General features: G+C 62.7%; 20 protein-coding genes and 1 pseudogene. 18 read left to right on the top strand and 3 right to left on the bottom strand.

Annotation, left to right across the window (positions count from 1 at the left end; all coding sequences use genetic code 11):
* Positions 1 to 76: 76 nt before the first annotated feature.
* The 4 genes from ABCW42_RS04935 to ABCW42_RS04920 all read left to right on the top strand — a co-directional run bounded on the left by ABCW42_RS04935 (position 77) and on the right by ABCW42_RS04920 (position 5,305).
* Entirely contained in the window at positions 77 to 763 is a 687-nt protein-coding gene (locus ABCW42_RS04935) for a GntR family transcriptional regulator (RefSeq protein ID WP_423183805.1), read from the top strand.
* Positions 764 to 1,645: 882 nt separating this feature from the next.
* A complete protein-coding gene (locus ABCW42_RS04930; RefSeq protein ID WP_423183804.1) occupies positions 1,646 to 3,043 on the top strand; it encodes an MFS transporter in 1,398 nt (465 codons plus the stop codon).
* 30 nt (positions 3,044 to 3,073) lie between these two features.
* Complete coding sequence (locus tag ABCW42_RS04925; protein ID WP_423183803.1) at positions 3,074 to 4,342, top strand: aminopeptidase P family protein; 1,269 nt, start codon at positions 3,074 to 3,076, stop codon at positions 4,340 to 4,342.
* Between the two features lie 141 nt (positions 4,343 to 4,483).
* On the top strand, positions 4,484 to 5,305 hold the full coding sequence (locus tag ABCW42_RS04920; protein ID WP_423183802.1) for an IclR family transcriptional regulator: 822 nt from the start codon (positions 4,484 to 4,486) through the stop codon (positions 5,303 to 5,305).
* A gap of 41 nt (positions 5,306 to 5,346) precedes the next feature.
* Here ABCW42_RS04920 and ABCW42_RS04915 read toward each other — a convergent pair whose 3' ends face one another.
* Positions 5,347 to 6,027 carry a GntR family transcriptional regulator gene (locus tag ABCW42_RS04915; protein WP_423184803.1) on the bottom strand — a complete coding sequence of 227 codons (681 nt, stop codon included), beginning with the start codon at positions 6,025 to 6,027 and terminating at the stop codon, positions 5,347 to 5,349.
* A gap of 121 nt (positions 6,028 to 6,148) precedes the next feature.
* Here ABCW42_RS04915 and purU point away from each other — a divergent pair, with 121 nt between their 5' ends.
* From purU to ABCW42_RS04885, 6 genes are all read left to right on the top strand, one after another.
* A complete protein-coding gene (gene purU, locus ABCW42_RS04910) occupies positions 6,149 to 7,063 on the top strand; it encodes a formyltetrahydrofolate deformylase (protein ID WP_423183801.1) in 915 nt (304 codons plus the stop codon).
* Between the two features lie 53 nt (positions 7,064 to 7,116).
* A complete protein-coding gene (locus ABCW42_RS04905; RefSeq protein ID WP_423183800.1) occupies positions 7,117 to 9,609 on the top strand; it encodes a GcvT family protein in 2,493 nt (830 codons plus the stop codon).
* Between the two features lie 161 nt (positions 9,610 to 9,770).
* Entirely contained in the window at positions 9,771 to 10,397 is a 627-nt protein-coding gene (locus tag ABCW42_RS04900) for a cyclodeaminase/cyclohydrolase family protein (protein ID WP_423183799.1), read from the top strand.
* A complete protein-coding gene (locus ABCW42_RS04895; protein WP_423183798.1) occupies positions 10,394 to 11,260 on the top strand; it encodes a bifunctional 5,10-methylenetetrahydrofolate dehydrogenase/5,10-methenyltetrahydrofolate cyclohydrolase in 867 nt (288 codons plus the stop codon). The genes ABCW42_RS04900 and ABCW42_RS04895 overlap by 4 nt, the downstream gene beginning before the upstream one ends.
* A 45-nt stretch (positions 11,261 to 11,305) precedes the next feature.
* On the top strand, positions 11,306 to 12,067 hold the full coding sequence (locus ABCW42_RS04890; RefSeq protein WP_423183797.1) for a FadR/GntR family transcriptional regulator: 762 nt from the start codon (positions 11,306 to 11,308) through the stop codon (positions 12,065 to 12,067).
* The gene (locus ABCW42_RS04885; protein WP_423183796.1) at positions 12,064 to 12,771 is read left to right on the top strand and encodes a cache domain-containing protein; all 708 of its coding nucleotides are present in this window, start codon (positions 12,064 to 12,066) and stop codon (positions 12,769 to 12,771) included. The genes ABCW42_RS04890 and ABCW42_RS04885 overlap by 4 nt, the downstream gene beginning before the upstream one ends.
* A 138-nt stretch (positions 12,772 to 12,909) precedes the next feature.
* On the opposite strand, the gene ABCW42_RS04880 is transcribed toward ABCW42_RS04885, so the two are convergent.
* Positions 12,910 to 14,412, bottom strand: a complete 1,503-nt coding sequence (locus ABCW42_RS04880) for an APC family permease (protein WP_423183795.1) — start codon at positions 14,410 to 14,412, stop codon at positions 12,910 to 12,912.
* 616 nt (positions 14,413 to 15,028) lie between these two features.
* On the opposite strand from ABCW42_RS04880, the gene ABCW42_RS04875 reads away from it, so the two are divergent.
* From ABCW42_RS04875 to ABCW42_RS04850, 6 genes are all read left to right on the top strand, one after another.
* Positions 15,029 to 15,406 carry a cupin domain-containing protein gene (locus tag ABCW42_RS04875; protein WP_423183794.1) on the top strand — a complete coding sequence of 126 codons (378 nt, stop codon included), beginning with the start codon at positions 15,029 to 15,031 and terminating at the stop codon, positions 15,404 to 15,406.
* Between the two features lie 11 nt (positions 15,407 to 15,417).
* Positions 15,418 to 15,897 (top strand): dimethylamine monooxygenase subunit DmmA family protein, encoded by a 480-nt coding sequence (locus tag ABCW42_RS04870; RefSeq protein ID WP_423183793.1) that lies wholly within the window; start codon positions 15,418 to 15,420, stop codon positions 15,895 to 15,897.
* On the top strand, positions 15,894 to 16,871 hold the full coding sequence (locus ABCW42_RS04865) for a PDR/VanB family oxidoreductase (RefSeq protein WP_423183792.1): 978 nt from the start codon (positions 15,894 to 15,896) through the stop codon (positions 16,869 to 16,871). Before ABCW42_RS04870 ends, ABCW42_RS04865 begins: the two co-directional genes overlap by 4 nt.
* Positions 16,868 to 17,878, top strand: a complete 1,011-nt coding sequence (locus tag ABCW42_RS04860; protein ID WP_423183791.1) for a heme-dependent oxidative N-demethylase family protein — start codon at positions 16,868 to 16,870, stop codon at positions 17,876 to 17,878. Before ABCW42_RS04865 ends, ABCW42_RS04860 begins: the two co-directional genes overlap by 4 nt.
* 39 nt (positions 17,879 to 17,917) lie before the next feature.
* Positions 17,918 to 19,849 carry a primary-amine oxidase gene (locus tag ABCW42_RS04855; RefSeq protein WP_423183790.1) on the top strand — a complete coding sequence of 644 codons (1,932 nt, stop codon included), beginning with the start codon at positions 17,918 to 17,920 and terminating at the stop codon, positions 19,847 to 19,849.
* A gap of 160 nt (positions 19,850 to 20,009) precedes the next feature.
* Positions 20,010 to 20,750, top strand: coding sequence for a DUF5134 domain-containing protein (locus ABCW42_RS04850; protein WP_423183789.1), 741 nt, complete (start codon positions 20,010 to 20,012; stop codon positions 20,748 to 20,750).
* A gap of 5 nt (positions 20,751 to 20,755) precedes the next feature.
* Here the strand turns inward: ABCW42_RS04850 and ABCW42_RS04845 are convergent, their stop codons facing one another.
* Complete coding sequence (locus tag ABCW42_RS04845) at positions 20,756 to 21,421, bottom strand: GntR family transcriptional regulator (RefSeq protein ID WP_423184802.1); 666 nt, start codon at positions 21,419 to 21,421, stop codon at positions 20,756 to 20,758.
* Positions 21,422 to 21,723: 302 nt separating this feature from the next.
* On the opposite strand from ABCW42_RS04845, the pseudogene ABCW42_RS04840 reads away from it, so the two are divergent.
* Positions 21,724 to 21,864: pseudogene (locus ABCW42_RS04840) on the top strand (formaldehyde dehydrogenase, glutathione-independent); the annotation flags it as partial.
* 158 nt (positions 21,865 to 22,022) lie between these two features.
* Positions 22,023 to 22,832: an IclR family transcriptional regulator gene (locus ABCW42_RS04835; protein WP_423183788.1), complete on the top strand. Its 810-nt coding sequence runs from the start codon at positions 22,023 to 22,025 to the stop codon at positions 22,830 to 22,832.
* Positions 22,833 to 22,882 lie beyond the last annotated feature (50 nt).

The raw sequence follows: 22,882 nt of genomic DNA, 5'->3' as shown, positions 1-22,882 counted from the left end.
TGAAGATCACAGAGCAGTCAACCACCCGGCATCAAAGGGATCCGCCACCAGGAATTGCGGCAAACGGGAGTAGCAGATGAGCGCAGCATTGGAAGCACCGGCACTGATCGGACAGGGGGCGCCCGCACAGGGAACATCCCTGTCGGATAACGCCTACCTGCTCCTCCGCGACCGGCTCATCATGCTGGACATCAAGCCCGGCGACCCCATCAACGACGGCCACATCGCGGCAGAACTCGGAATCGGACGCACACCGGTACGCGAGGCCATCAAACGGCTCGAAGGCGACCACCTCGTAGTGTCATACCCTCGACGCGGAACCTTCGCCACCGGCGTCGACATCACCCAACTGGCCGAAGTCTCGGAAATCCGCGAACTCCTTGAGCCTTTGGCGTCGCGCCGGGCAGCCCGCATGGCGAGCCTGGCACTGCGCGACAAACTGCGCGAAGTGGCTGCCGAGATCAGCATCCTGGAGTCACAGGGCGCGGCCCAGCAAGAGCTCATGCGCTACGACATCCAGGTCCACCGGCTCATCTACCACGCCGCCGCGAACGCCCATCTTGAAGACGTTCTCATCCGCTACGACAACCTGGCGACGCGCATCTGGTGCCACATGCTGGACAAGATGCCCTCCGTCACGGGGCACGTCGCAGAGCACGTGGCACTGCTCAACGCCATCGCCGACGGCGACGAAGAACGTGCGGCTTCCCTCGCCTTGCACCACGTGGTGAGTTTCGAAGAGGCGATCCGCGGGGTTCTCTGACTTTGCCGGTCCGGTCTTTGCCGATCCAGTGGATTCGGCGCCGGTGGCCGGCGCCGTTGGCGGGCGCCGGGCGTCGTCAGCCCTTTCGCTTCCAGAACCTCGGGCGTTTCATGTTCAACAGCAAGAGGCCAAGCAAGAGCGAATCGACTGTCATGATTCCTGCCATGAGGTAGGCCCATCCGGCCATCATGGCTCGTTCACCGCCTGCGGGCGGCACGATGTACTGAGGTGCATCAGACCACGCATACCAATCTCCTGACCCGGGTCCCCCAGTCAATCGATAGTGCACTAAGTGTGCCACGACATCGCCCCGGAGGGAACGCCCCCGCTTCGCCCGCCCACCAGAGCATGCCCCCTCTTGGCTTTCCCCTTGGAGCATGCTCATTTTTGGCCTCGTGGAGTGGACATAACCGGATTATGCGCACTCCTGGCGTCGGACACTGGGCATGCTCCAAACAAGCTCCGACAACGCCCGGGGAACTTGCTCATTCCCGGGTGAACACACAGAGGGACATGTCCAACCCTGGCCCCGTGCAGTGGACATAACCGGATTATGCCCACTCCTGATGCCCAAGGATGGGCATGCTCGGTGGGGCGGTGGAAGGTTCGCGCGCGGAGTAGCGCCCCGACACCCGCTCCCGCCCCACGGTTTCCCCTCCCCGCCCCTAACCCTTCCCCCTGCCCCTTGCATCGGCGAGTCCGCGAGCGTTCCCCCTGCCCGAAGGAACGGAATCAGCGCAACACAGTTTCTCTGAACGCATCAAATTCCCATCATCGGTCGGTCAACCGCACACGAGAGCCCTTGACGGTGACACAACACACACCTATTCTGGTGCAACAGCGTTGCTCTGAATGCAACTACTACATCGTCTTGGTGGATTCATGAAAAACGAAACTTCCCCCGTGGCGGCAACCATCGGACAAGACCCTTCCGGATCCAATGGCGGATCCGGTTCGCTTCCCGATACCGAGGCCACGCCAAACACTCCAAACAACGTCCCCGCGGTCAGCAAGGACACCCGACGCCGCGTCATCATCGCAAGCTTCATCGGCAACTTTGTCGAATGGTTCGATTACGCCGTCTACGGCTACCTCGCCGGCACCATCTCCACGGTCTTCTTTCCTTCCTCCGACCGGCAGACGGCGCTGCTGGCAACGTTCGGCGTCTTTGCCGTCTCGTTCTTCGTCCGGCCGTTGGGCGGCTTCATCTGGGGCCACATCGGCGACCGGCTCGGACGCAAACAAGCGTTGTCCCTGTCGATCGTCCTGATGTCCTTGGCAACCTTCTGCATTGCACTCATCCCGGGCTACGGCACGATCGGCGTCATGGCGCCGGTACTCCTCTTGCTTGTCCGGGTAGTCCAGGGCTTCTCTGCATCCGGCGAATACGCAGGCGCGTCAGCCTTCCTTGTGGAGTACGCGCCGGCACATCGCCGCGGACTCTATGCTGCCGTCGTCCCCGCCAGCACAGCGGCAGGATTGCTGCTCGGCTCCCTGCTGGCAGCCCTCCTCAGCTCGGTCCTGACCGCCGAGCAACTCAACGAATGGGGCTGGCGGCTGCCGTTCCTCCTCGCGGCGCCGATGGGCCTGATCGGCCGCTACATCCGCACCAAGCTCGAGGACACTCCCGCGTTCCGCGAATTGGCCGCGAAAGAAGCCCCCGTCAAAGCGCCGGCTTTCGCGATGTTCCGGACCTACCGCAAGCAACTGATCATCGCCACGGGCGCGGTATTGCTCAACGCTGTCGGTTTCTACGTGATCCTCAGCTACATGCCGACGTACCTATCTGAAGAACTCCACTTCGGCGCTGCCGAATCGTTCCTCGCCACCACTATCGCGCTGGTCAGCTACATCGGTTTCATCTTCCTGACGGGGATCTCTTCCGACGCCTTCGGACGCAAGCGCATGCTCCTCACTGCGTCGATTCTCTTTATTGCCCTGACAGTTCCGGCGTTCATGCTCCTCGACACCGGCAACTTCATGGTCATCGTCCTGGTTCAGATCGTGCTCGGCGGCATGCTTACGCTCAACGACGGCACCTTGCCGAGCTTCCTCGCCGAACTGTTCCCGACGGCGGTCCGCTACAGCGGGTTCGCGGTCAGCTTCAATCTCTCCAATGCCCTGTTCGGCGGCACTGCGCCGTTCATGGCAACACTGCTCATCGGCCTCACCCACAACCAGCTGGCTCCCGGCTGGTACCTCGTAGCAGCCTCCGTAGTTTCCCTCATCGCGGTCCTGTTCGCCGTGGAAACGTCCAAGAAACCACTCCAACAGGACTGAAACAACCCACCCATTGAAAGGAACACCCTCATGACCATCGCCGAAACCCGCCCCGAAAACGCGGCAGTTAGCGACGTAGCGCAGCTTGAGCGCCTCAAGGTACTCAACAACGGCAAGAAGGTATCGCTCACTTTCTCCGATGCGGAGTTCGAACGCCGCCTCGCGGGCCTTCGCCGGATCATGGCAGAAAAGGAACTGGACGCCGTCGTCCTGACTAGCTACCACTCCATCAAGTACTACTCGGACTTCCTGTTCACCTACTTCGGCCGCTCCTACGCGATGGTGGTGACCGCCGAGGATACGGTCACCGTCACTGCGAATATCGACGCCGGAATGCCTTGGCGCCGGAGCTATGGAGACAACCTGGTCTACACGGACTGGCGCCGGGACAACTTCATCTTCGGCATCCAGGAAGTACTGCGGTCCCGCGGAATCAACGTGCGGCGCCTCGGCGTCGAAGACGACTCACTTCCCTTGGACAACCGCAACAAGATCCAGGCCGCTTTCCCGGACGCGGCGCTGGTTGACGTTGCCCAGTCCGCGATGCGCCAGCGCATGATCAAGTCCGCCGAAGAGATCGAGGTCATCAAGCACGGCGCCCGCATCGGCGACCTCGGCGGCGAAGCGATCCGCAACGCCATCACCGCGGGCATCACCGAGTACGAGGTAGCGTTGATCGGCACCGAAGCCATGGTGCACGAGATCGCCCGCACGTTCCCTGATTCCGAAATCCGCGATACCTGGGTGTGGTTCCAGTCCGGCATCAACACGGACGGAGCGCACAACTGGGCCACTACCCGGAAGATCCAAACGCACGACATCCTGTCACTGAACTGCTTCCCCATGACCTCCGGCTACTACACGGCGCTGGAGCGGACGTTGTTCTACGGCGAACCGGACGCCCGCTCGCTGGAGCTGTGGAACATCAACGTGGAAGTGCACAAGCGCGGCCTGGAACTCATCAAGCCCGGCGCCGTGTGCAAGGACATCGCGGCTGAACTCAACGAGATCTACGTTGGATACGGCCTGCTGCCCAACCGCACCTTCGGATACGGCCACTCCTTCGGCGTCTTAAGCCACTACTACGGCCGCGAAGCCGGACTGGAACTCCGCGAGGACATCGACACCGTCCTGGAACCGGGAATGGTGGTCTCCATGGAGCCCATGATCACCGTCCTGGACGGCCAGCCCGGCGCCGGCGGCTACCGCGAGCATGACATCCTGGTAGTCGGTGAAGACGGCGCCGAGAACATCACCAAGTTCCCATTCGGCCCGGAATACAACATCATCGGCGCTTGATCCCAGGCAAAGCACCGTAAAACCCACTGAGCATGCTCTCCCCTTGCCAAGGCCAATGGACATAACCCGAATATGTCCACTGGCTGCGGCGAAGGGAGAGCATGCTCATTTCGACTATCGCGAAGAAATATAGTGAGCACTATGACTCCCCCGGAAACCAGCGAGACCAGCGACAACCGCGAGCCCGGAAACACGAGCGATACCCGCAGCACCTCGGTAATCGTGAACGCCATCGCGGTGCTCCGCAGCTTCACGGCCGAGGAACCCCTGCTGGGAGTCACGGAGATCGCCGGCAGGATCGGCCTGCACAAGAGCACGGTGTCCCGCATTCTTGCGACGTTTGAGCAGGAGCACCTGGTAGAGCGCGACGACGACTCCCGCCGTTTCCGTCTGGGCTTGGGGATGATTGCGCTCGCCGGACCCCTGCTCGCCGAACTCGAGGAGCGACGGGTGGCGTACCCGGTGCTGCGCGAACTCACCGAACGGACCGGGGAGACGAGTGCCTTGATGGTGTGGAACGGCGGCGAATCCATGTGCGTGGAACAAATCGCCAGCCGCCACCAAGTCAAGCATCTTGCTCCCCTTGGCGCCCGCTACAACGAAGCCCTCAGTTCCTCGGTCCAGATCTTCCTCGCGGCCGAAGACGCAGACCGTGTCCGCCGGCTCTTGAACAGCGGCTCCGTCACGTTGCCCGGCCTCGACGAAGAGGCGGTGGAAGGCTATCTTCTCCGGCTCAAGGATTCAGCGGAGCGCGGCTGGGCCGCCAACTTCGGCGAAACGTCCATCGATGAAGTGGGCGTCGCCTCCCCCGTGTTCGATCACCGTGGCGACGTCGTGGCTTCGGTCCTGATCGCTGCGCCCAAGTTCCGGGTCTCCCAGGACAGCCTCAACAGCCTCGGCGAGGCATGCCTGGAGGCGGCCCGAAAGGTCACGACGCGCCTGGGCGGCCGCCCCCAGCATTGAGGCGGCGCCTGCAATACCCAGCGCCCCAACGCCAGCGCGCCCTACGCGCTGAACAGCGCCTGACGGACGGCGTGCTCAAAATCGGTGACGTGGGTCCGGGCCAACTCTGCGGCTTTTTCCTCTTCTCCGTCGGCAATGGCCCGCAAGAGACCCAGGTGCTCGTGGACGTGGCGGGAAAGATCGGGAAGCCGGTCCAGCACCATGCACCAAATCCTGGTTGCGAGGTTGTCGTACCGGATCAGGATGTCCTCAAGGTGCGGATTGGCTGCGGCCGCGTAGATGCCTTGGTGCACCCGCGCGTCAAGGCGCAAGGTTTCCACTACTGAGGCGGTACCCGCGTCCCAGGCTTCCACATCCCGCATGATTGCCCGGAGTTCCTCTTTCACGGGCTCCGTTGCCACCCTCGCAGCACGGGCCGCGGCAAGGGGTTCGAGCTGCGTGCGGATTTCGGAGATGAACGCGAGGTCCGTGACTTCGACGCCGGTGGCGAACGTTCCGCGCCTGGGGTACGTGACAACCAGGCGGTCGAGTTCGAGCCTCTTCAGTGCTTCCCGCACCGGAGTACGCCCCACGCCAAGTTCCTTGGCGAGGTGGTCGTCATTCAGCAGTTCGCCCGGCTTGATGTCCAAGAAGAGCAGCCGGTCGCGGATCCGTTCATAGGCGATATCAGCCAACGATTTCCTGCCGACGTCCCCCGCAATTGCCAGCGCCTCGATTGCCACAGCCACGATCCTCTCCTGTTGGCAACAAATAGTTGTTGACCTCATCTAGTGACCAGTATACGCTGATGGACAACTCAGATATATCAGTATCAAACGCAAGGATATATCGTAAGGAGAAGACATGACTTTGCTGGAAGCGACACCCTCAACGGCCACGGCACCGGCGCCGAAGGCCCTGCGAGGAAAGCAAGACCCGAAATTCGTACTCACGTTGTCGTGCACTGAGCGCGCAGGCATCGTGCAGGCGGTGACAACGTTCCTCTTCGAGCGCGGATTCAACATCGAGGAACACCAGCAGTTCGACGACGGCCTGCGCCAGACGCTGCACCTGCGGACTGCTTTCTCAGGCTCCGAGGCCTACTCGCCCGAGCGGCTCGAAGAAGAGTTCCGCTCCATCGCGGACCGTTTCGAGATGAAGTTCAGTTTCCATGGCGAGACCAAGCCGCGCGTCCTGGTCATGGTGTCCACGTTCGGCCATTGCTTGAACGACCTCATTTTCCGGTGGCGTGGAGGCAGCCTTGGCGGCGAGCTCGTGGCCGTCGTCTCCAACCACGAGACACACCGGGCCATGGCGGAGGCAGCGGGCCTGCCGTTCATCCATATCCCGGTGACCCCGGACACCAAGCCGCAGGCAGAACAACAGCTCCTGGACCTCGTGGACGAATACCAGGCCGACCTTGTGGTCCTGGCCCGCTACATGCAGGTCCTCTCCGATGGCCTGTGCCGGAAGTTGGAAGGCCGGGCCATCAACATCCACCACTCGTTCCTGCCCGGATTCAAGGGGGCCCGGCCCTACCACCAGGCTTACGACCGCGGAGTGAAGCTGGTTGGCGCCACGGCCCACTACGTCACTGCGGACCTCGACGAGGGGCCGATCATCGAACAGGAAGTCATCCGGGTGGACCACAGCTACGGCCCGACCGCCCTTTCAACGGTCGGCCGCGACGCTGAAGCCTTGGCGTTGTCCCGCGCTGTGCGCTGGCATTGCGAACACCGTGTCCTGCTGGATCGCTCCAGCACCGTGGTTTTCCGTTAGCCACGACCCCCAATCAGCAGAGTCCACACTCGATCATCAGCAGGAGAATTTCCATGGCATCAACGCCACGCATTGTCATCATCGGCGCTGGAATCGTCGGCACCAACCTCGCCGACGAACTTGTAACCCGCGGCTGGAACAACATCACGGTCCTGGACCAGGGGCCGCTGAACATGCCCGGCGGCTCGACGTCCCATGCCCCGGGCCTGGTCTTCCAGACCAACCCGTCCAAGACCATGGCACTGTTCGCCAAGTACACCGTGGAAAAGCTGCTCTCCCTGACCGAGGACGGCCAGAGCTGCTTCAACCAGGTGGGCGGCCTTGAGGTGGCCACTACGGAGACCCGCCTGGCCGACCTCAAGCGCAAGCTCGGCTACGCACAGTCGTGGGGCATCGAAGGCAGGATCATTTCCCCCGCCGAATGCAAGGAGCTGTACCCCCTCCTGAACGAAGAAGAAGTCCTGGGCGGCCTCCACGTTCCGAGCGATGGCCTGGCCCTTGCCGCCCGCGCCGTCCAGCTACTCATCAAGCGCACCGAGGCCGCCGGGGTGAAGTACCTCGGAAACACGGAAGTCACCGGGATTGAACAGTCCGGCCGCCGGGTCACCGGTGTCCAAACGGCCGACGGCGTGATCCCGGCTGACATCGTGGTGTCCTGTGCAGGTTTCTGGGGTGCCAAGATCGGCGAAATGATCGGCATGACCGTGCCGCTCCTGCCCTTGGCCCACCAGTACGTCAAGACTTCCCCGGTCCCGGTCCAGCAGGGCAAGAACGAGCTTCCAAACGGCGCCCGGCTGCCCATCCTGCGCCACCAGGATCAAGACCTCTACTACCGTGAGCACGGCGACCGCTACGGCATCGGCTCCTACGCCCACAAGCCGATGCCCGTGGACCTGGACGAACTCGGTACGTTCGAACCCGGCAGCATCAACGAACACAACATGCCCTCCCGGCTGGACTTCACCCTCGAAGACTTCCTTCCGGCTTGGGAAGCCACCAAGCAGCTGCTCCCGGCCCTGCGCGAAAGCGAAATCGAAGACGGCTTCAACGGCATCTTCTCCTTCACCCCGGACGGCGGTTCCCTGGTGGGCGAGTCCAAGGAACTGGACGGCTTCTACGTTGCCGAGGCCGTGTGGGTCACACACTCGGCCGGCGTGGCCCGGGCAGTAGCCGAAGTACTGGTGGACGGTAAGTCCAAGATCGACCTTGGCGACTGCGACATCCACCGTTTCGAGGACGTCCAGCTGACCCCCGAGTACGTGAGCGAAACCTCGCAGCAGAACTTCGTGGAAATCTACGATGTCCTGCACCCGCTCCAGCCCAAGCTGTCGCCGCGCGGCCTGCGGGTGAGCCCGTTCCACGCCCGCCACCAGCAACTGGGAGGATACTTCCTCGAAGCCGGCGGCTGGGAGCGGCCATACTGGTTCGAAGCGAACGCCGAGCTCCTGAAGGAAATGCCCGCCGAATGGCAGCCGCCGGCCCGCGACGCCTGGTCCGCCATGTTCAGCTCCCCCATCGCCGCGGCCGAAGCGTGGAAGACGCGTACCGCCGTCGCGATGTACGACATGACGCCGCTCAAGCGCCTTGAAGTCTCCGGCCCCGGAGCGCTCAAGCTGCTGCAGGAACTGACCACCGCCGAGCTCGACAAGAAGCCCGGCGCGGTCACCTACACCCTTGTCCTGGACCAGGCCGGCGGTGTCCGGAGCGACGTCACCGTGGCACGGCTGGGCGAAGACACCTTCCAGCTCGGGGTCAACGGAAACATCGACACCGCGTACTTCGACCGCGCAGCACGCCACCAAACGGAAAACGGCAGCGCCAGGGACTGGGTCCAGGTCCGCGACATCACCGGCGGCACCTGCTGCATCGGCCTCTGGGGTCCCCTCGCCCGAGACCTGGTCAGCACCGTCAGCAGCGATGACTTCAGCAACGACGGACTGAAGTACTTCCGCGCCAAGAAGGCTGTTATCGGCGGCGTCCCCGTCACCGCGATGCGCCTGTCCTACGTCGGCGAGCTGGGTTGGGAGTTGTACGCAAGCGCCGAAAACGGACAGCGCCTCTGGGATGCCTTGTGGAAGGCCGGCCAGCCGTTCGGCGTCATCGCCGCCGGCCGTGCCGCGTTCAGCTCGCTCCGCCTCGAAAAGGGCTACCGCTCCTGGGGAACGGACATGTCCACCGAACACGACCCCTTCGAAGCCGGCCTCGGCTTCGCGGTGAAGATGGCCAAGGACAGCTTCGTCGGAAAGGCCGCGTTGGAGGGCCGCACCGAGGAGAACTCGGCCCGCCGCTTGCGCTGCCTGACGGTCGACGACGGCCGGAGCCTCGTGCTGGGCAAGGAACCGGTGTTCTACAAGGACCAGGCGGTCGGTTACGTCACGAGCGCGGCCTTCGGATACACGGTCGCCAAGCCGATCGCGTACGCGTACCTCCCGGGCGAAGTATCCGTGGGTGATTCGGTCGAGATCGAATACTTCGGCCGACGCATCCGGGCCACGGTCACCGCTGATCCGCTCTACGACCCCACGATGAGCAGGCTCCGCGGCTAACAGCCCGAACGCCTCAACCAAGCACGGCCCGGCAAAGCACGGCCCGGACCCCATACCTTCAAGCGTGGGTCCGGGCCGCTGCTTTCACCCAGCCATCCCTTTCACGCAGGCACCGCTTTCACCAATCCCAGCCCCCTCTTCAACCCAGCCCAGGAAGATTCATGATCGGTTCAGAGACCATCAACGGCTACCTCGCCCGGCTCGCCGCACGGCAGCCCACTCCCGGTGGCGGCGCGGCGGCCGCCCTCCACGCCGCGCAAGGAGCAGCCCTCGTCGCCATGGTTGCGAGGTACACCACCGGCGCCAAGTACGAACAGCACGCATCGCTGGTGGAGCGCATCGCCGAGGCATCGGACGGACTCATCGTCGAGGCGTTGCAGCTAGCCGACGCCGACGAACACGCGTTCCAGTCCGTCATCGATTCCTACAAGCTCCCGTCCGGAACGGAAGAGCTCGACGCCGCCCGGTCCGCGGGCATCCAGGCCGCGCTTGCCCAGGCCGCCCAGGTCCCTGGCCGCCTTATCGCGGTCGCCCGAGCCGTCGTCGACCTCGCCACCGAACTTTTCGACGTCGCAAATTCCAACGTCATCAGCGACGTCGCGGCCGCTGCGGATGCCGCCCGGGCGGCGGCAACCACGGCGCGCGTCAACATCGACATCAACGTGGTCGCCATCAAGGACAACGCCGTCCGTACCCGTCTTGCGGGAGAGACCGACGGACTGGCCGACTCCGTCGTCGCCGCCGCGGACAAACTCGCCGCCCGCGTTCGGGAAAGGATCCTCGCATGACCGCCACCTTGTTGTCAGGAAAAGCCTTGGCTGAACGCATCCAGGAACGCGCCCGGGGCGGAGCGCTGTCCCTCACTGAAACAGGTGTCCGACCTACCGTCGCGGTGGTTGTTGCCACCGACGACGGTTCGACCCTTTGGTACGTCCGATCCATCGAGCGCGCTGCCGGCAACGCGGGCATCGATTGCCGGATCGTCCACCTCGGGCCTGACGCCAGCGAAGCGGCCTTGGCCACCGTGTTGGAAGACTTGAGCGCAGAGCCGGCCGTAAACGGCATCATCCTGCAGACTCCCCTGCCTACCGGCGTCCGTTCCGACGCATTGGTGGGGCTGATCGCGCCGGAGAAGGACGTCGACGGCGCGAATCCGCTCAGCTTGGGTCGCTTGGCCGTGGGGCAGCGGGCCTTCGCACCCGCGACGGCGCGCGCCGTCGTCGAACTCCTCGACCACTTCGACGTCCCGGTGGCGGGCCGCGACGTCGTCGTCATCGGCCGTTCCGCGGTGGTCGGCAAGCCGCTGTCCCTCCTCCTGCTGGAACGCGACGCCGCGGTCACCATCTGCCACTCCCGCTCCGGTCCGCTGGAGAAGCACACCAAAGCGGCCGACGTCGTCGTGGTCGCCGCAGGGCGTGCCGGCCTGCTGACAGGCAGCCACCTTTCCGACGGAGCGGTAGTGCTCGACGTCGGCACGAATGTCCTGCCCGACGGTTCCCTTGTGGGGGACGCGGACGCCGCCAGCGTCCGGGAGGTCGCGTCGGCGCTGACCCCGGTTCCCGGCGGAGTTGGTTCGGTGACCACGGCGCTACTGCTCCTCCACACGGTCGAAGCTGCGCGGGAGCAATCGGCTTCGTTGGTCACTGGTTAGTATTGACGCAACACGTCACCCACTCTTTTCCCGGAGCGCAGACTTTTGGACTCGCCGGCTTCATTCCAGTCGCAGATCTATCGGTCGCTGCCCGAAATCGAACGTGCCGACGCCATTGTGGACCGAATCTCCAAAGCGATTACCCTGGGGTTGCTCAAGGTCGGTGAGCGCCTGCCTCCCGAAGCTGCCCTCTCGGAGATGTTCGGGGTGGGAGGCGCGACCCTTCGCGAAGCGCTCTCTGAATTGCGCGAGCAGGGAGTCGTGGAGACCCGCCGGGGCAGAAGCGGCGGGACCTTCGTGGTCAATCAACCCCGGACACCCACCGACACCATCCGCGAATGGTTCCTCTCGACGTCGATCTCGGAAATCCGCGATATCGGCGACGAACATTCAGCTATCTCCACGACAATCATCAGGTTGGCGTGCGAACGTGCTGAGACGCACGATATTGAGCGGCTCCAGGAACTTGCGCGCGCACTCGTCTTGGCCGAGACACCGGAAGTGCGGGCATCGGCTGACAGCCGCTTCCATATCGAATTAGCCGTATCCGCACAATCACCGAGGTTGGCCAATGCCGAAATAAGGCTTCAGGAAGAAACAGTCCAGCAACTATGGGCACCGCTCGGTGTGGCGCTTGACCCCGAAACGGCAACGGCTGAACACTTGGAACTGGTCCGGGCGGTAGCCCAGGACCAAGCCGAAAGAGCCCAGAAACTGGTACTGGAGCACATCAGGCGGAACATATTCCACTTGATCGACACCAAACTCACGCTCGGATACGCCCAATCGATTCAGGATGCCCCATGAACCCCGACAACGAAGTCGTCCATGCCGCCCGAGCCCTCACTTCATGGACGAGTGTGGTGTCCGCTGCGACCAAGGAGCTCTCTGCGAACGTCGCTGCGTTGCTCGAACGGAATCTCGTCGGCAAGTCGAAGGTGGATAAGGCAGCCTTGGCGGGACTCGATACGCTCTCGAAGGAGTTCTTGGCGAAGAACTCCTTCGCCGTCGGGGCGGGAACTTTCTTCGCGCACGAATCCGTCGCGGAAGGCAGCCAGGCGTTGGATTGGTGGTCACGGAAGGAATCCGGCACGATCGCGCCGCTCAATTTCGATCTCACGCCAGGCAGCAGCCGGTACTACGACTACGAAAAGCTGCCCTTCTTCTCCATGGCCGAATCCACGGGCGAGCAGACCCTCTGGGGTCCATACATCGACTACCTCGGCTTCGAGGAATACATCCTGACGTTCACTGCGCCATTCTCCGTGCACGGACACTTCACCGGGGTCGCCGGATGCGATATCCGCCTCAAGGACCTCGAACCACGGCTCATGCCCATCCTCCGCTCCATCCCGGGCGATGCCGCCCTGATCAACGCGAGCAACCGCGTTATCCTCGGCAACTCGGGGATGTACCTCGTGGGCGAACGGGTCAAGCCCGGGTCACCCGAGCGGCGCCAGCTCGAGCTCGACGTCCCGCACTTGGGACTCTCGCTGATCTATACGGCTTAGCCGGGAACGCCGTCCGGCGCAAGGAAAGGCAGGCCGTTCACGAACGGCCTGCCTTTCCTTGTCCCTCAGTGCGGGATGGGGCCTCCCGCAGAGCGGGATGGCTTGTTGGGGATATACGTCCTCGGTTGGGGGATGGATTTAGCTGGGGTTCGGAACCTTTTCAGCGTCGGCAAGCTCGTCGGATCCGGCGGGCTCAAGACCAAAAGGGCGTCCTGCTGCTTCTTTTTGCTTTGCTCGCCTGGTTTCGTTCTGCGAGTAGAACCAGATGGGAATGTAGAGTGCCAGGACAAGGAAACCAACCCAGGTCGGGGTCCAGCCGATTTCCAGGCTGTTCAGGTAAACCACACCAGCCAAGCACAGCGGAAGGTTGAACAGGCCGAAGACCATGGCCACGTTCTTCCAGCCCTTGGGGGCCTTGAATGGCCGTTCCAAAGAAGCGAAGGCGGGGTGCTTCTTGGCCCTGACATAGGCGAAGAGACTGATGCCGTTGGCGCAGGTGTAGCCGATCGCCGATGCCGCCACAATGGCGGCCGGGTTTCCCATGAAAATGAGGACCAGGTTGAAGAACCCGATAACCAGCATCGCAATAAACGGGGTGCCGTTGCGGTTCGTCTTGCCGAGGACCTTGGGAAGGTTTCCTTCCGTGGCCATGGAGTGCATAGCGCGGGAGGAACCGAGGTACGCCGTTTGGATGATCAGGACCATGGCCGCGATCAGCATGATGATGGTGATCTGGGAGCCGGCTTCGCCGAAGACTGCGTGTGCTACGGGGATCAGCGGAGAGACAGGCTCCGCGAGGACCCCTTTCACACCGAGTACGCCGATGACCGCGCCCTGCACCAGGACGAACGAGAAGAAGCAGATGGCGCCGCAGGCAAACAGCGCTTTCGATACGTCCTTCGCGGGGTTCTTGTATTCCGGTCCGTAGATGGCGGCTGTTTCCCAAGCGCAGGCGCTCCACTGTGCGATTGCGAAGATACCGAGCAGGATCAGGATGTGGTGCAGGTCCCAGGACCAATCGGTAGGCAACCAGCTACCAGTGATGTTTGCCAGGTCGACGTGTCCGGTGGCGAAAGGCGCTACGGTCAGGACGATCAGCGGGATGAGGGAAAAGGCCGCCAGGATGTAGCCCAAAGTGGCGCCGTCCTTGAGGCCGAACCAGTTCACCACGAACAGTCCGCCGAAGATCACCACACCGGTCATCAGGGCGAGCTCGTTCTCAGTGAACATCGTGCCCAGGGCAGGGAAGAGCCCGTGCAGGTAGCTACCGACCAGGATGGAAAAGATCGCCAGCACCGGAGTCCAGGCAAACCAGTATGCCCAAGCGCTGAAGCCACCGATCAGCTTGCTCTTGTCATACCTGCCTTGGAAGTTCTCGTTGCGGAAAATGTGCTGTGCGAACCCCGGGAGGCCGGAGGCCTTGGTGAACGTGGTAGCCATTTCTGCGTAGGCGGCGTTCTGGAAGAACCCCTGGATGACAGACAATCCCCAGATGAGGATGGCCGCGGCGGACAAATATATCGGGATGTAGCCCAAAGAGGGCAGGATCAGCAGGGGCACGCCGAGCGCAATGGCCAAACCCTGTTTCCAGTCGATCGACCTTTCGAGGCCATCGGCTCCGTCCAAACGTTTTTCACTCATAACAATCTCCATTAAGCAACTGGTTCTCTCCTTTGAGTAGTGGCGTGGAAGGGTGTTTCGTCTGGGCCGGAACTGAACTCGCATCGGAATACCGGGACTAAGGTGTCGTCTTTTGGGGAAGTAATTCGCCGTCCGGTCTGCGATCTCGTGCAGGACGTCTGATGGTTCCCGCTAGGGGCCACTTGTGAAACAGATCACCTCCGAGAGTACAGCGGTAAACCTGCGTTGCAACAGCTTTTAGGGTGGGTGATTTTATTTTCCTTTGGCAACCAACTTGAATAAACCCCTCCCGAAAGAGCCATCCCGGCCGTCCAATCCTCCTCGCATCCCCGAGTTCTAGGGCCCGGAGTCTCAATGAACTCAAGGCCGTACGGCAGGAGTCCACGGCTGGAGCAGGACGTCATCAAGCAAAATCTGGATGACTCATAAGAAAAATTTTTAAAAAAAGCTGGACTAGAGGATTTAGGTGTCATAGTTTTGCTTCTGGGACGAAGAGACGTGACTGGCATCACAGAAGATTCCACCAACAGTCTCCGATGGGCCCGCGAACATCGATGGTTCCGTCAAAGACGGACCGTTGCGCGATTACCGCAAACAACCATCCACAGGAGAAACCATGGAAACCCTCGTAGGAACACTGAGCAAGGCCGGCTCCATCCACAAAGTCGAAGGCGGCTACATCGGCCTTCCCTCCATGAACGAACCCGGCACCATCGCCGCAATCGGCGACTCCCTGCACAACCCGACCGGTTCGGTCATGAGCGCCGGCTTCTTCGAGCTCAAAGCCTCCGAACCCCTCGTCTACACCTACACGTACGACGAAATGAAGGTCGTCATCCAGGGCGAATTCATCCTCACCGACCAGTCCACCGGCGAGGTCACCCACGCCAAGGAACGCGACGTGCTGTTCTTCCCGAAGGGAACCACCGTCAAGTTCGAAACCCCCGAATACGGACTCGGCTTCTTCACCGGCCACCGCTCCTTCGCACCGTAAGGAACCACCCCATGTCCTCCGTGTCCATGCCCTCCGCAACAGCAGGCTTGGAACCGGGTTTCCGCGGTGTCATTTGTGCGTCCTTTGGCCCCACAGGTGACACCGCGGGTCACGACACCGGTGGCCAGCCTCGGCATGATCTTCGTTTTGAATCTGCAACCCCTGAGAGCTTGGCCGCCCTGCGGTCCGTGCTTGGCAACTCGCACGTAGGGGTTCGTCTTGTCCTCGCCGGACCGGCGGCGGACATCAGGGCAGCCGCAGCCGTGGCCGCCGACTGTGGACTTCTGGATAGTGAAGTAACCCTTCTCGGCAACGAGGTAGGTGCGCGGGTTATCTACTGCCCTCACTGCCACACCACAACGATTATGCAGGGAGCCGGCTCCGAGGTGGAGTGCCAGGGATGTGCCATTACGTTGGCGGTCACTGACCACTTTTCCCGCCGTATGAGCGCCTACCTGGGTTACTCAGCTTACGCCGAGGAGGCATCATGACAGTGACGGCGCTCCAGGCCGCTATCCACCCTTCGGTGGAAGGCGGCCTCCAGCTGGAGGTGGCGAACGTCAGCCTTCAGACGGATTCGATCAGCAGCATTACCTTGATCGACCCATCGGGGGGAAGGCTGCCCTCGTACGTCCCAGGGAGCCATCTCGTCGTGCAGTACGGCAGCGGCGTCAATGCGTACTCCCTTACCGGTTCGGGCAATGCTCCGTCCGAGTACATTATCTCGGTCCTGCGGGTGGACGAGGGTGCCGGCGGATCCATCGCCATGCACCAACTCGAGGTCGGCGACCTCGTATACGTGTCCTACCCCCGCAGCGCATTCGCCCCGGTGTCGAATGCCTCGCATCATCTCCTGGTCGCGGCCGGTATTGGTATCACGCCGATCCTCTCGCACGCCAGGGCAGCATCTGACCGAGGCACCACGTCGTCCCTGATCTACGTCTACCGGCCCGGTGCCGGAGCCCACGTAGATGAAGCGAGGGAACTGATGGGGTCAGCGCTCACCGAATGCGGTGACCGCAACAGTTTCCAAAAGGTCCTCACCGAGCAACTCACCACCCAGAGCCTCGGCACCCACCTTTACGTCTGTGGCCCAGCCGATTTCATGGATTCGGTCCTGAACCAAGCACGCGAGCTTGGCTGGTCGCAAGCGCGGCTGCACTCTGAAGCCTTCGGCGCAGCCGAACTGGACGACGGCGAACCCTTCACGGTGAACCTGATCCGGAGCGGCGTCAAGCTAGATGTGCCGGCCGGCGTCTCGCTGCTCGAGACCCTCGAAAACGCAGGGAAGAGCATCCCCAACATGTGCCGCAAGGGCATCTGCGGCGAATGCGTCCTCCCGGTCCTCCGCGGAACCCCCCAACATCGGGACCTTTACCTCACTGATGAGGAAAAGGCCTCCAACACCACCATGATGTGCTGCGTATCGCGCAGCGAAGACCCAGAATTGGAGTTGGACCTTTGAGCATCACTATCGACAAAGACTCTGAACTCGCCGTCCTGCCGGAACGGATCAGGAAGTTCCCCTTCCCGTTCGCCAACGACTTCTACCGCTACAGCGCGAACGTCGAGCCGGCCAACAAGGACGTGGCGACCGAAGCCGGCAACTGGGGCGCCGGACTCATCGACATTGACGAGTTCTACCACGAAGAACTGGCCGACCGCGAGGCGATCCTGAAGCGCGATCCTTCCCGCATGCAGGTACTGCCGCACATGCGCACCGCCGTGTGGGACTCGATCGCCACCTTGCTGCCCTCCATGGCCGCGGAAAATCCGGAGATCATGTCCTTCCAGCGCGACGGCGACACTTGCCGCTGGCAGAACTCCCTGCAGAACCTCGACCTGGAATTCACCATGGGCGACGACGATTCGCTGCCCATGGAGCCCATGCGGTTCCTGGGAACCCAGATCCAGGACGACATCGTCCTGCTGGATGTACGTGAAAACACGATGTGGCTCGACGCCGGCCTTGTCACCTTCGCCGCGGACTGGTCGTTTGGTTTCGACGTCGGAATGAACTTCCTTGAAATCCACGGCCCCGTCCCGCGCGTCAAGGAAGAAAACATCATCACCCGCGCCGAGCAATTCCTGCTCCGCTTGCAGCCGGGTGAGCAGTTCCGCCGCACCAACTGGACCATGACCGTCGGCCGCCGCCTCGACACTTCCACGGAGACCTACCCCGAGTGGGGTCCGGACCGCGGAACCATCGCCGACGACCCGGACATGCCCAACAAGCTCCACCTCCGCGTGGAAGTCCAGCACTTGATCCGCCTCCCGCACAGCGGGGTCCTGATGTTCCTGATCCGGAGCTATCTCCTCCCCCTGTCCGACATTGCCAAGGTTCCGTCCTGGCGGGAGAAGTTCGGCCACGTCCTGGCCGAGCTCCCCGAGGACATGGCCGAATACAAAGGCATCATCCGCTACCGCAAAGCCGCGTCCGACTGGCTGCTATCCGGCAAGTCAGCCGCATAAACATCCGCACTAAAAAACGAAAGTTCAAGGAGTAAAAGCATGACCATCAACAATGAAGTGGAATCTGCCGTGGGTACGGCGCATCCTTTGGATCCTTTGTCGCGGGCGGAGATTTCGCGTGCGGTGGCTATTTTGAAGGAGGGTCCGGCTGCTGCGGAGTCGTTCCGGTTTGGCAGTGTGGAGTTGCGGGAGCCGGGCAAGGCTGAGTTGCGGGCCGGTGCGGCGGTGGTGCGTGAGGCGGATGCGGTGTTGATTGACCGTGCGTCGGGGTCCGCGTTCGAGGCCGTGGTGGATCTGGACGGGGGCCTGGTGTCCTCCTGGACGCAGCTGGCCAGGGGGGTGCAGCCGCCGTTCATGTTGGATGAGTTTGATGAGTGCGAGGTCAACTGCAAGAAGGACCCGCGGGTGATCGAGGCGTTGGCCAAGCGCGGCCTGACGGACCTGGACCTGGTGTGTTTCGAGCCCTGGAGCGTGGGCTGGTTCGGTGAGGACGCGCAGGGCCGGCGCCTGATGCGTGCCCTGGTGTTCGTCCGGGACGAGCCGGATGATTCCCCGTACGCGCACCCGATCGAGAACCTGGTGGTGATCTATGACCTGTCCTCCGGTCAGGTCGCGAGGATTGAGGACAACGAGGCGATCCCGGTCCCGGCCGCGCGGGGTAATTACCTGCCCAAGTACGTCGGGGAAGCCCGGACGGATCTGAAGCCGATCTCCATCACCCAGCCCGAGGGGGCCTCGTTCACGGTCACCGGCAACCACGTGCGCTGGGCGGACTGGTCCTTCCGGGTCGGGTTCACCCCGCGCGAGGGCCTGGTGCTGCACCAGCTGAAGTTCCGTGACCAGGGCGTGGACCGCCCGGTGATCAACCGTGCCTCGCTGGCCGAGATGGTCGTCCCGTACGGGGACCCGGCCCCGGTACAGGCGAAGAAGAACGCGTTCGACTCGGGCGAGTACAACATCGGCAACATGGCCAACTCCCTGACCCTGGGCTGTGACTGCACCGGGGAAATCAAGTACTTCGACGGGATCACCACCGACTCGCTGGGCAACCCGCTCACGATCGCCAACGCGATCTGCATGCACGAAGAAGACGACTCCATCTTGTGGAAGCACTTTGACTTCCGTGAGGGCACGGCCGAGACCCGCCGCAACCGCAAACTCGTCATTTCCTTCATCGCCACGGTCGCGAACTACGAATACGCGTTCTACTGGCACCTGTTCCTGGACGGGTCCATCGAGTTCCTGGTCAAGGCCACCGGCATCCTGTCCACCGCCGGGCAACACCCGGACCAGAAGAGCCCGTACGGCCAGACCCTGAACAACGACGGCCTGTACGGCCCGATCCACCAGCACATCTTCAACGTCCGGATGGACTTCGAAGTCGACGGCGTGAACAACTCCGTCTACGAGGTCGACACCGTGATCCCGGAAGAGAACCCGACGTTCACCGCGTTCAAGGCCGTGGACCGGCTCCTGGAAACCGAACAAGCAGCCATCCGCAAGGCCGACACGTCCAAACACCGGTTCTGGAAAATCGTCAACCACGCCAAGAAAAACATCGTGGACGAACCGGTCGCGTACCGGCTGATCCCGGACAACGCGATCACCCTCGCCGCGGACGACCGCGCGCACGTCTCCCAACGCGCCCAGTTCGCCCGGAACAACCTCTGGGTCACCCCCTACACCCGGGACGAACGCTTCCCGGCCGGGGAATACCCCAACCAGTCCACCGGCGGGGACGGACTGCCCGCCTGGACCCAAGCCGACCGGAACATCGTCGATCAAGACCTGGTCGTCTGGTACACCTTCGGCATGCACCACGTCGTCCGCCTGGAAGACTGGCCCGTCATGCCCCGGCAAAACATCGGGTTCATGCTCGAACCCCACGGCTTCTTCAACCAAAACCCCACCCTGAACCTCCCCAGGGAAACCACCACCACCGACACCGGACACTGCAGCACCGGCAAATAACCCCCACACCAACAAAAAACCAGTAACACCAGCAATACCGGCAGTACCCGCAGGCCTGTACTGCCGGCATGACACAGTCTTCGGTCCCCGGCGCTGACACCCAGCGCCGGGGACCGAAACCATCCCAGCCACAAACCTTTTTAGTTCCCTTAGTGAGGGCGTGATCCGCGTGTTCGAAATCCCCGCAGTCTCCTGGGCCCTCACGGCCGTGCTGTCCACCGCCGGCGCCTACCACCTCTACCTCGCAGCCCGCGCCCGCCAGGCCACGGACCGCATCAACGAAGCCCTGCACGCCCTCATGCACGCCGCCATGGCCGCCATGATCTGGAACCTCGCCCCCGCCGCGCTCCTGGCCCAGATCGGCGTCCTCGCCGCCGCCGCGCTCTGGTTCACCCTCCAAGCCATCGCCCGCCCCGAATACAAACTCCTCTGCACCGGCGCCCAAGGCCGCATCACCTGCGCCTACCACGCCGCCACCATGGCCGCCGCCGCCCTCATGCTCACCATGATGAACACCCCCACCACCGGCCCAGGAACCACCACCAGCGGCACCGGCACCACCGCCACGGGAACCACCGGTATGGGAACCACCGGCATGCCCCACATGAAAATGGGAAGCATGGACATGGGCTCCATGCCCATGAACCACCACACCACCACCGCCGGGACAGGCGCAGGCAACCCGCTCACCTCGCTCTTCACCCACCAAGGCGCCCCCGCCCTCATCCTGGCCATCCTCTTCGGCGCCGCAGCAATCACCTTCACCACCCTGCTCCTACGCCGCCAACCCACCACCGGCCAGGCCAAGCACCACACCAAACACAACAACCGCACCAAACACGCCCTCGAGGCCACTGGCGCCGCCACCATGGCCCTCATGTTCGCCACCATGACGGCCTAAGACGGCTAGAGAACGGCGCGGATCAGATTCTCGAACTCTGTGACGTGCTTGGTGGTCAGTCGGGCAGCGGCTTCGGCGTCGCCGTCGGCGATCGTCTCCAACAGCTCGATGTGCTGGGCAATGTGTTCGGACACGGGCGGAAGCTTTTGCAGCACGAGGCTCCAGATCCGGGTAGCCAGGTTGTCGTAGCGAATCAGTACGTCTTCAAGGTGCCGGCTTCCCGTGGCGCGGTAGATAAGCCGATGCACACGCATGTCCAGGCGCATGAGGTCCCGCTGGGCTTGCTTGCCGGCCAGGAGTTGCTTGACCTCCCCTGCTACGTCCCGGAGTTCCTGCCTGATCACGGGCGAAGCCAGGCGCGCCGCGCGGGAGGATGCCGCCGGTTCCAAGAGTTGGCGGATCTCGGAAATTTCGGCGAGGTCGGTGATATCCACTCCGGCTGCAAATGTCCCTCGCCGAGGATAAGCCACCACCAGGTGTTCGCTTTCGAGCCGCTTCATCGCTTCCCGGATGGGCGTCCTTCCAACGCCCAGGCGTCGGGATATCTGATCGTCATTGAGCGGTTCGCCGGGCTTGATGTCGAGGACGATGAGTTCATCGCACAGGACCCGGTAGGCGAAGTCGGCGTAGGACTCATCGTCCTGCCGCGCTGGAATATCGGTACCGGCAATGTCAACGGGCAGTTCGCCGCTGCTTTCCACTTTTTACGTTCCTTCCATACCCGGCAGAGCCTTGACTCGCACGTTCCCTGACCATAGTATTCCTAGAACTGATATATCATTAGTGGCGCAACAAAATATCAAGCAGTCCGCCCCCTCCTCCGTGTTTCGCGCTGAGAGGGATGAGCCGTTCCGTCGCCGATGGACGGTGCTTCGGTGCCTGAAACCTGGGGAGGTATTCATCGAAGCATCGCCTTTGGGCGGCGGCCGCGCATATTCCAACCATCGCCAACCGGCCAACGTCGGCCGGAAAGTTCCACGACAAGGTCCGGATCGGCAAAGCCTTTAACGCCAAGGCCATCGGGCTCGAAGACGCTCCACGCGGTTACGGCGAGTTCGACGCCGGAGCCGCGACAGAGTTTGTCCTCAACCCTCACGGATACGTCCAGGCCTAGGGACCGCGCCGCTGCTCCAGGATTTCCGGGCGGCCACCGCCTGGAAATCCGCCAGCCAGAGGCACCCCACCGGGGTGCCTCTCGTCGTCTCCGGACTCTGCTAGCGTTGCCTCGTTGGGTAGGATTTGTGATTTCCAACCGGAAAGGCATGAGGCGCGATGGCGGCCGGAGGCAAGGAAACGGAAACTGAAAAGGACTCTGACGGACCGGGCGGCGGCGTCCAGTCGGTAGACCGCGCCCTGCAGATTCTGGAGATCCTGGCCCGGCAAGGCGATGCCGGCGTCAGCGAAATCGCGGAAGAGATGGGCGTCCATAAGTCCACCGTGTTCAGGCTGATAGGTTCGCTCGTGAACAGGGAAATCGTGCGCCAAAACACCGAGCGCGGAAAATACCAGCTCGGTTTCGGGATTCTGAGGCTGGCGAGCTCCGTGCCCGGACGGCTCAGCTTGGTCCACGAGGCCAGGACCGTCCTCGAGAGCTTGGCTGACACGTACAAAGAGACCGTCAACCTGGCGGTCCTGCGCTCGAATTACGCCGTCAACGTCGATCAAGCCATGGGACCGTCCACGCTGGCCACCTACGACTGGGTGGGAGGCCTCACTCCCCTGCATGCCACCTCAAGCGGGAAGGTCATGCTGGCAGCGCTCAGGGTGGAGGAAAGGGACCGGATTTTCAAAGAGGTGGGCCTGGGTCCCCGGACGTCGCGCACTGTCACGGACCGGGCGGTGTTGGAGGCGCAACTCCTGGAGGTCTCCCGGAACGGGTACTCAATTGTCCATGATGAGCTCGAAATTGGACTGACGGCAGCGGCGGCCCCCATCTATAACCACATGGGCGAGGTCATCGGGGCCGTGAGCATCTCGGGCCCGGCCTTCCGGTTCAAGCCCGAAGACGATCCCGAATTGGTCAAAGGCCTCTGTGAGGCCGGCATCATGATCAGCGAGAAAATGGGCTACAGACGTCAGTGACCCCGTTCCCGGCGGGGAACGGGGCCACTTTGCCAACTGACAATGATCCG

This window comes from Arthrobacter sp. NyZ413, assembly GCF_049390645.1.
Taxonomy (GTDB): Bacteria; Actinomycetota; Actinomycetes; order Actinomycetales; family Micrococcaceae; genus Arthrobacter.
Note: the sequence above shows the minus strand (reverse complement) of the source record. Positions and strands in the feature narration are given on the sequence as shown.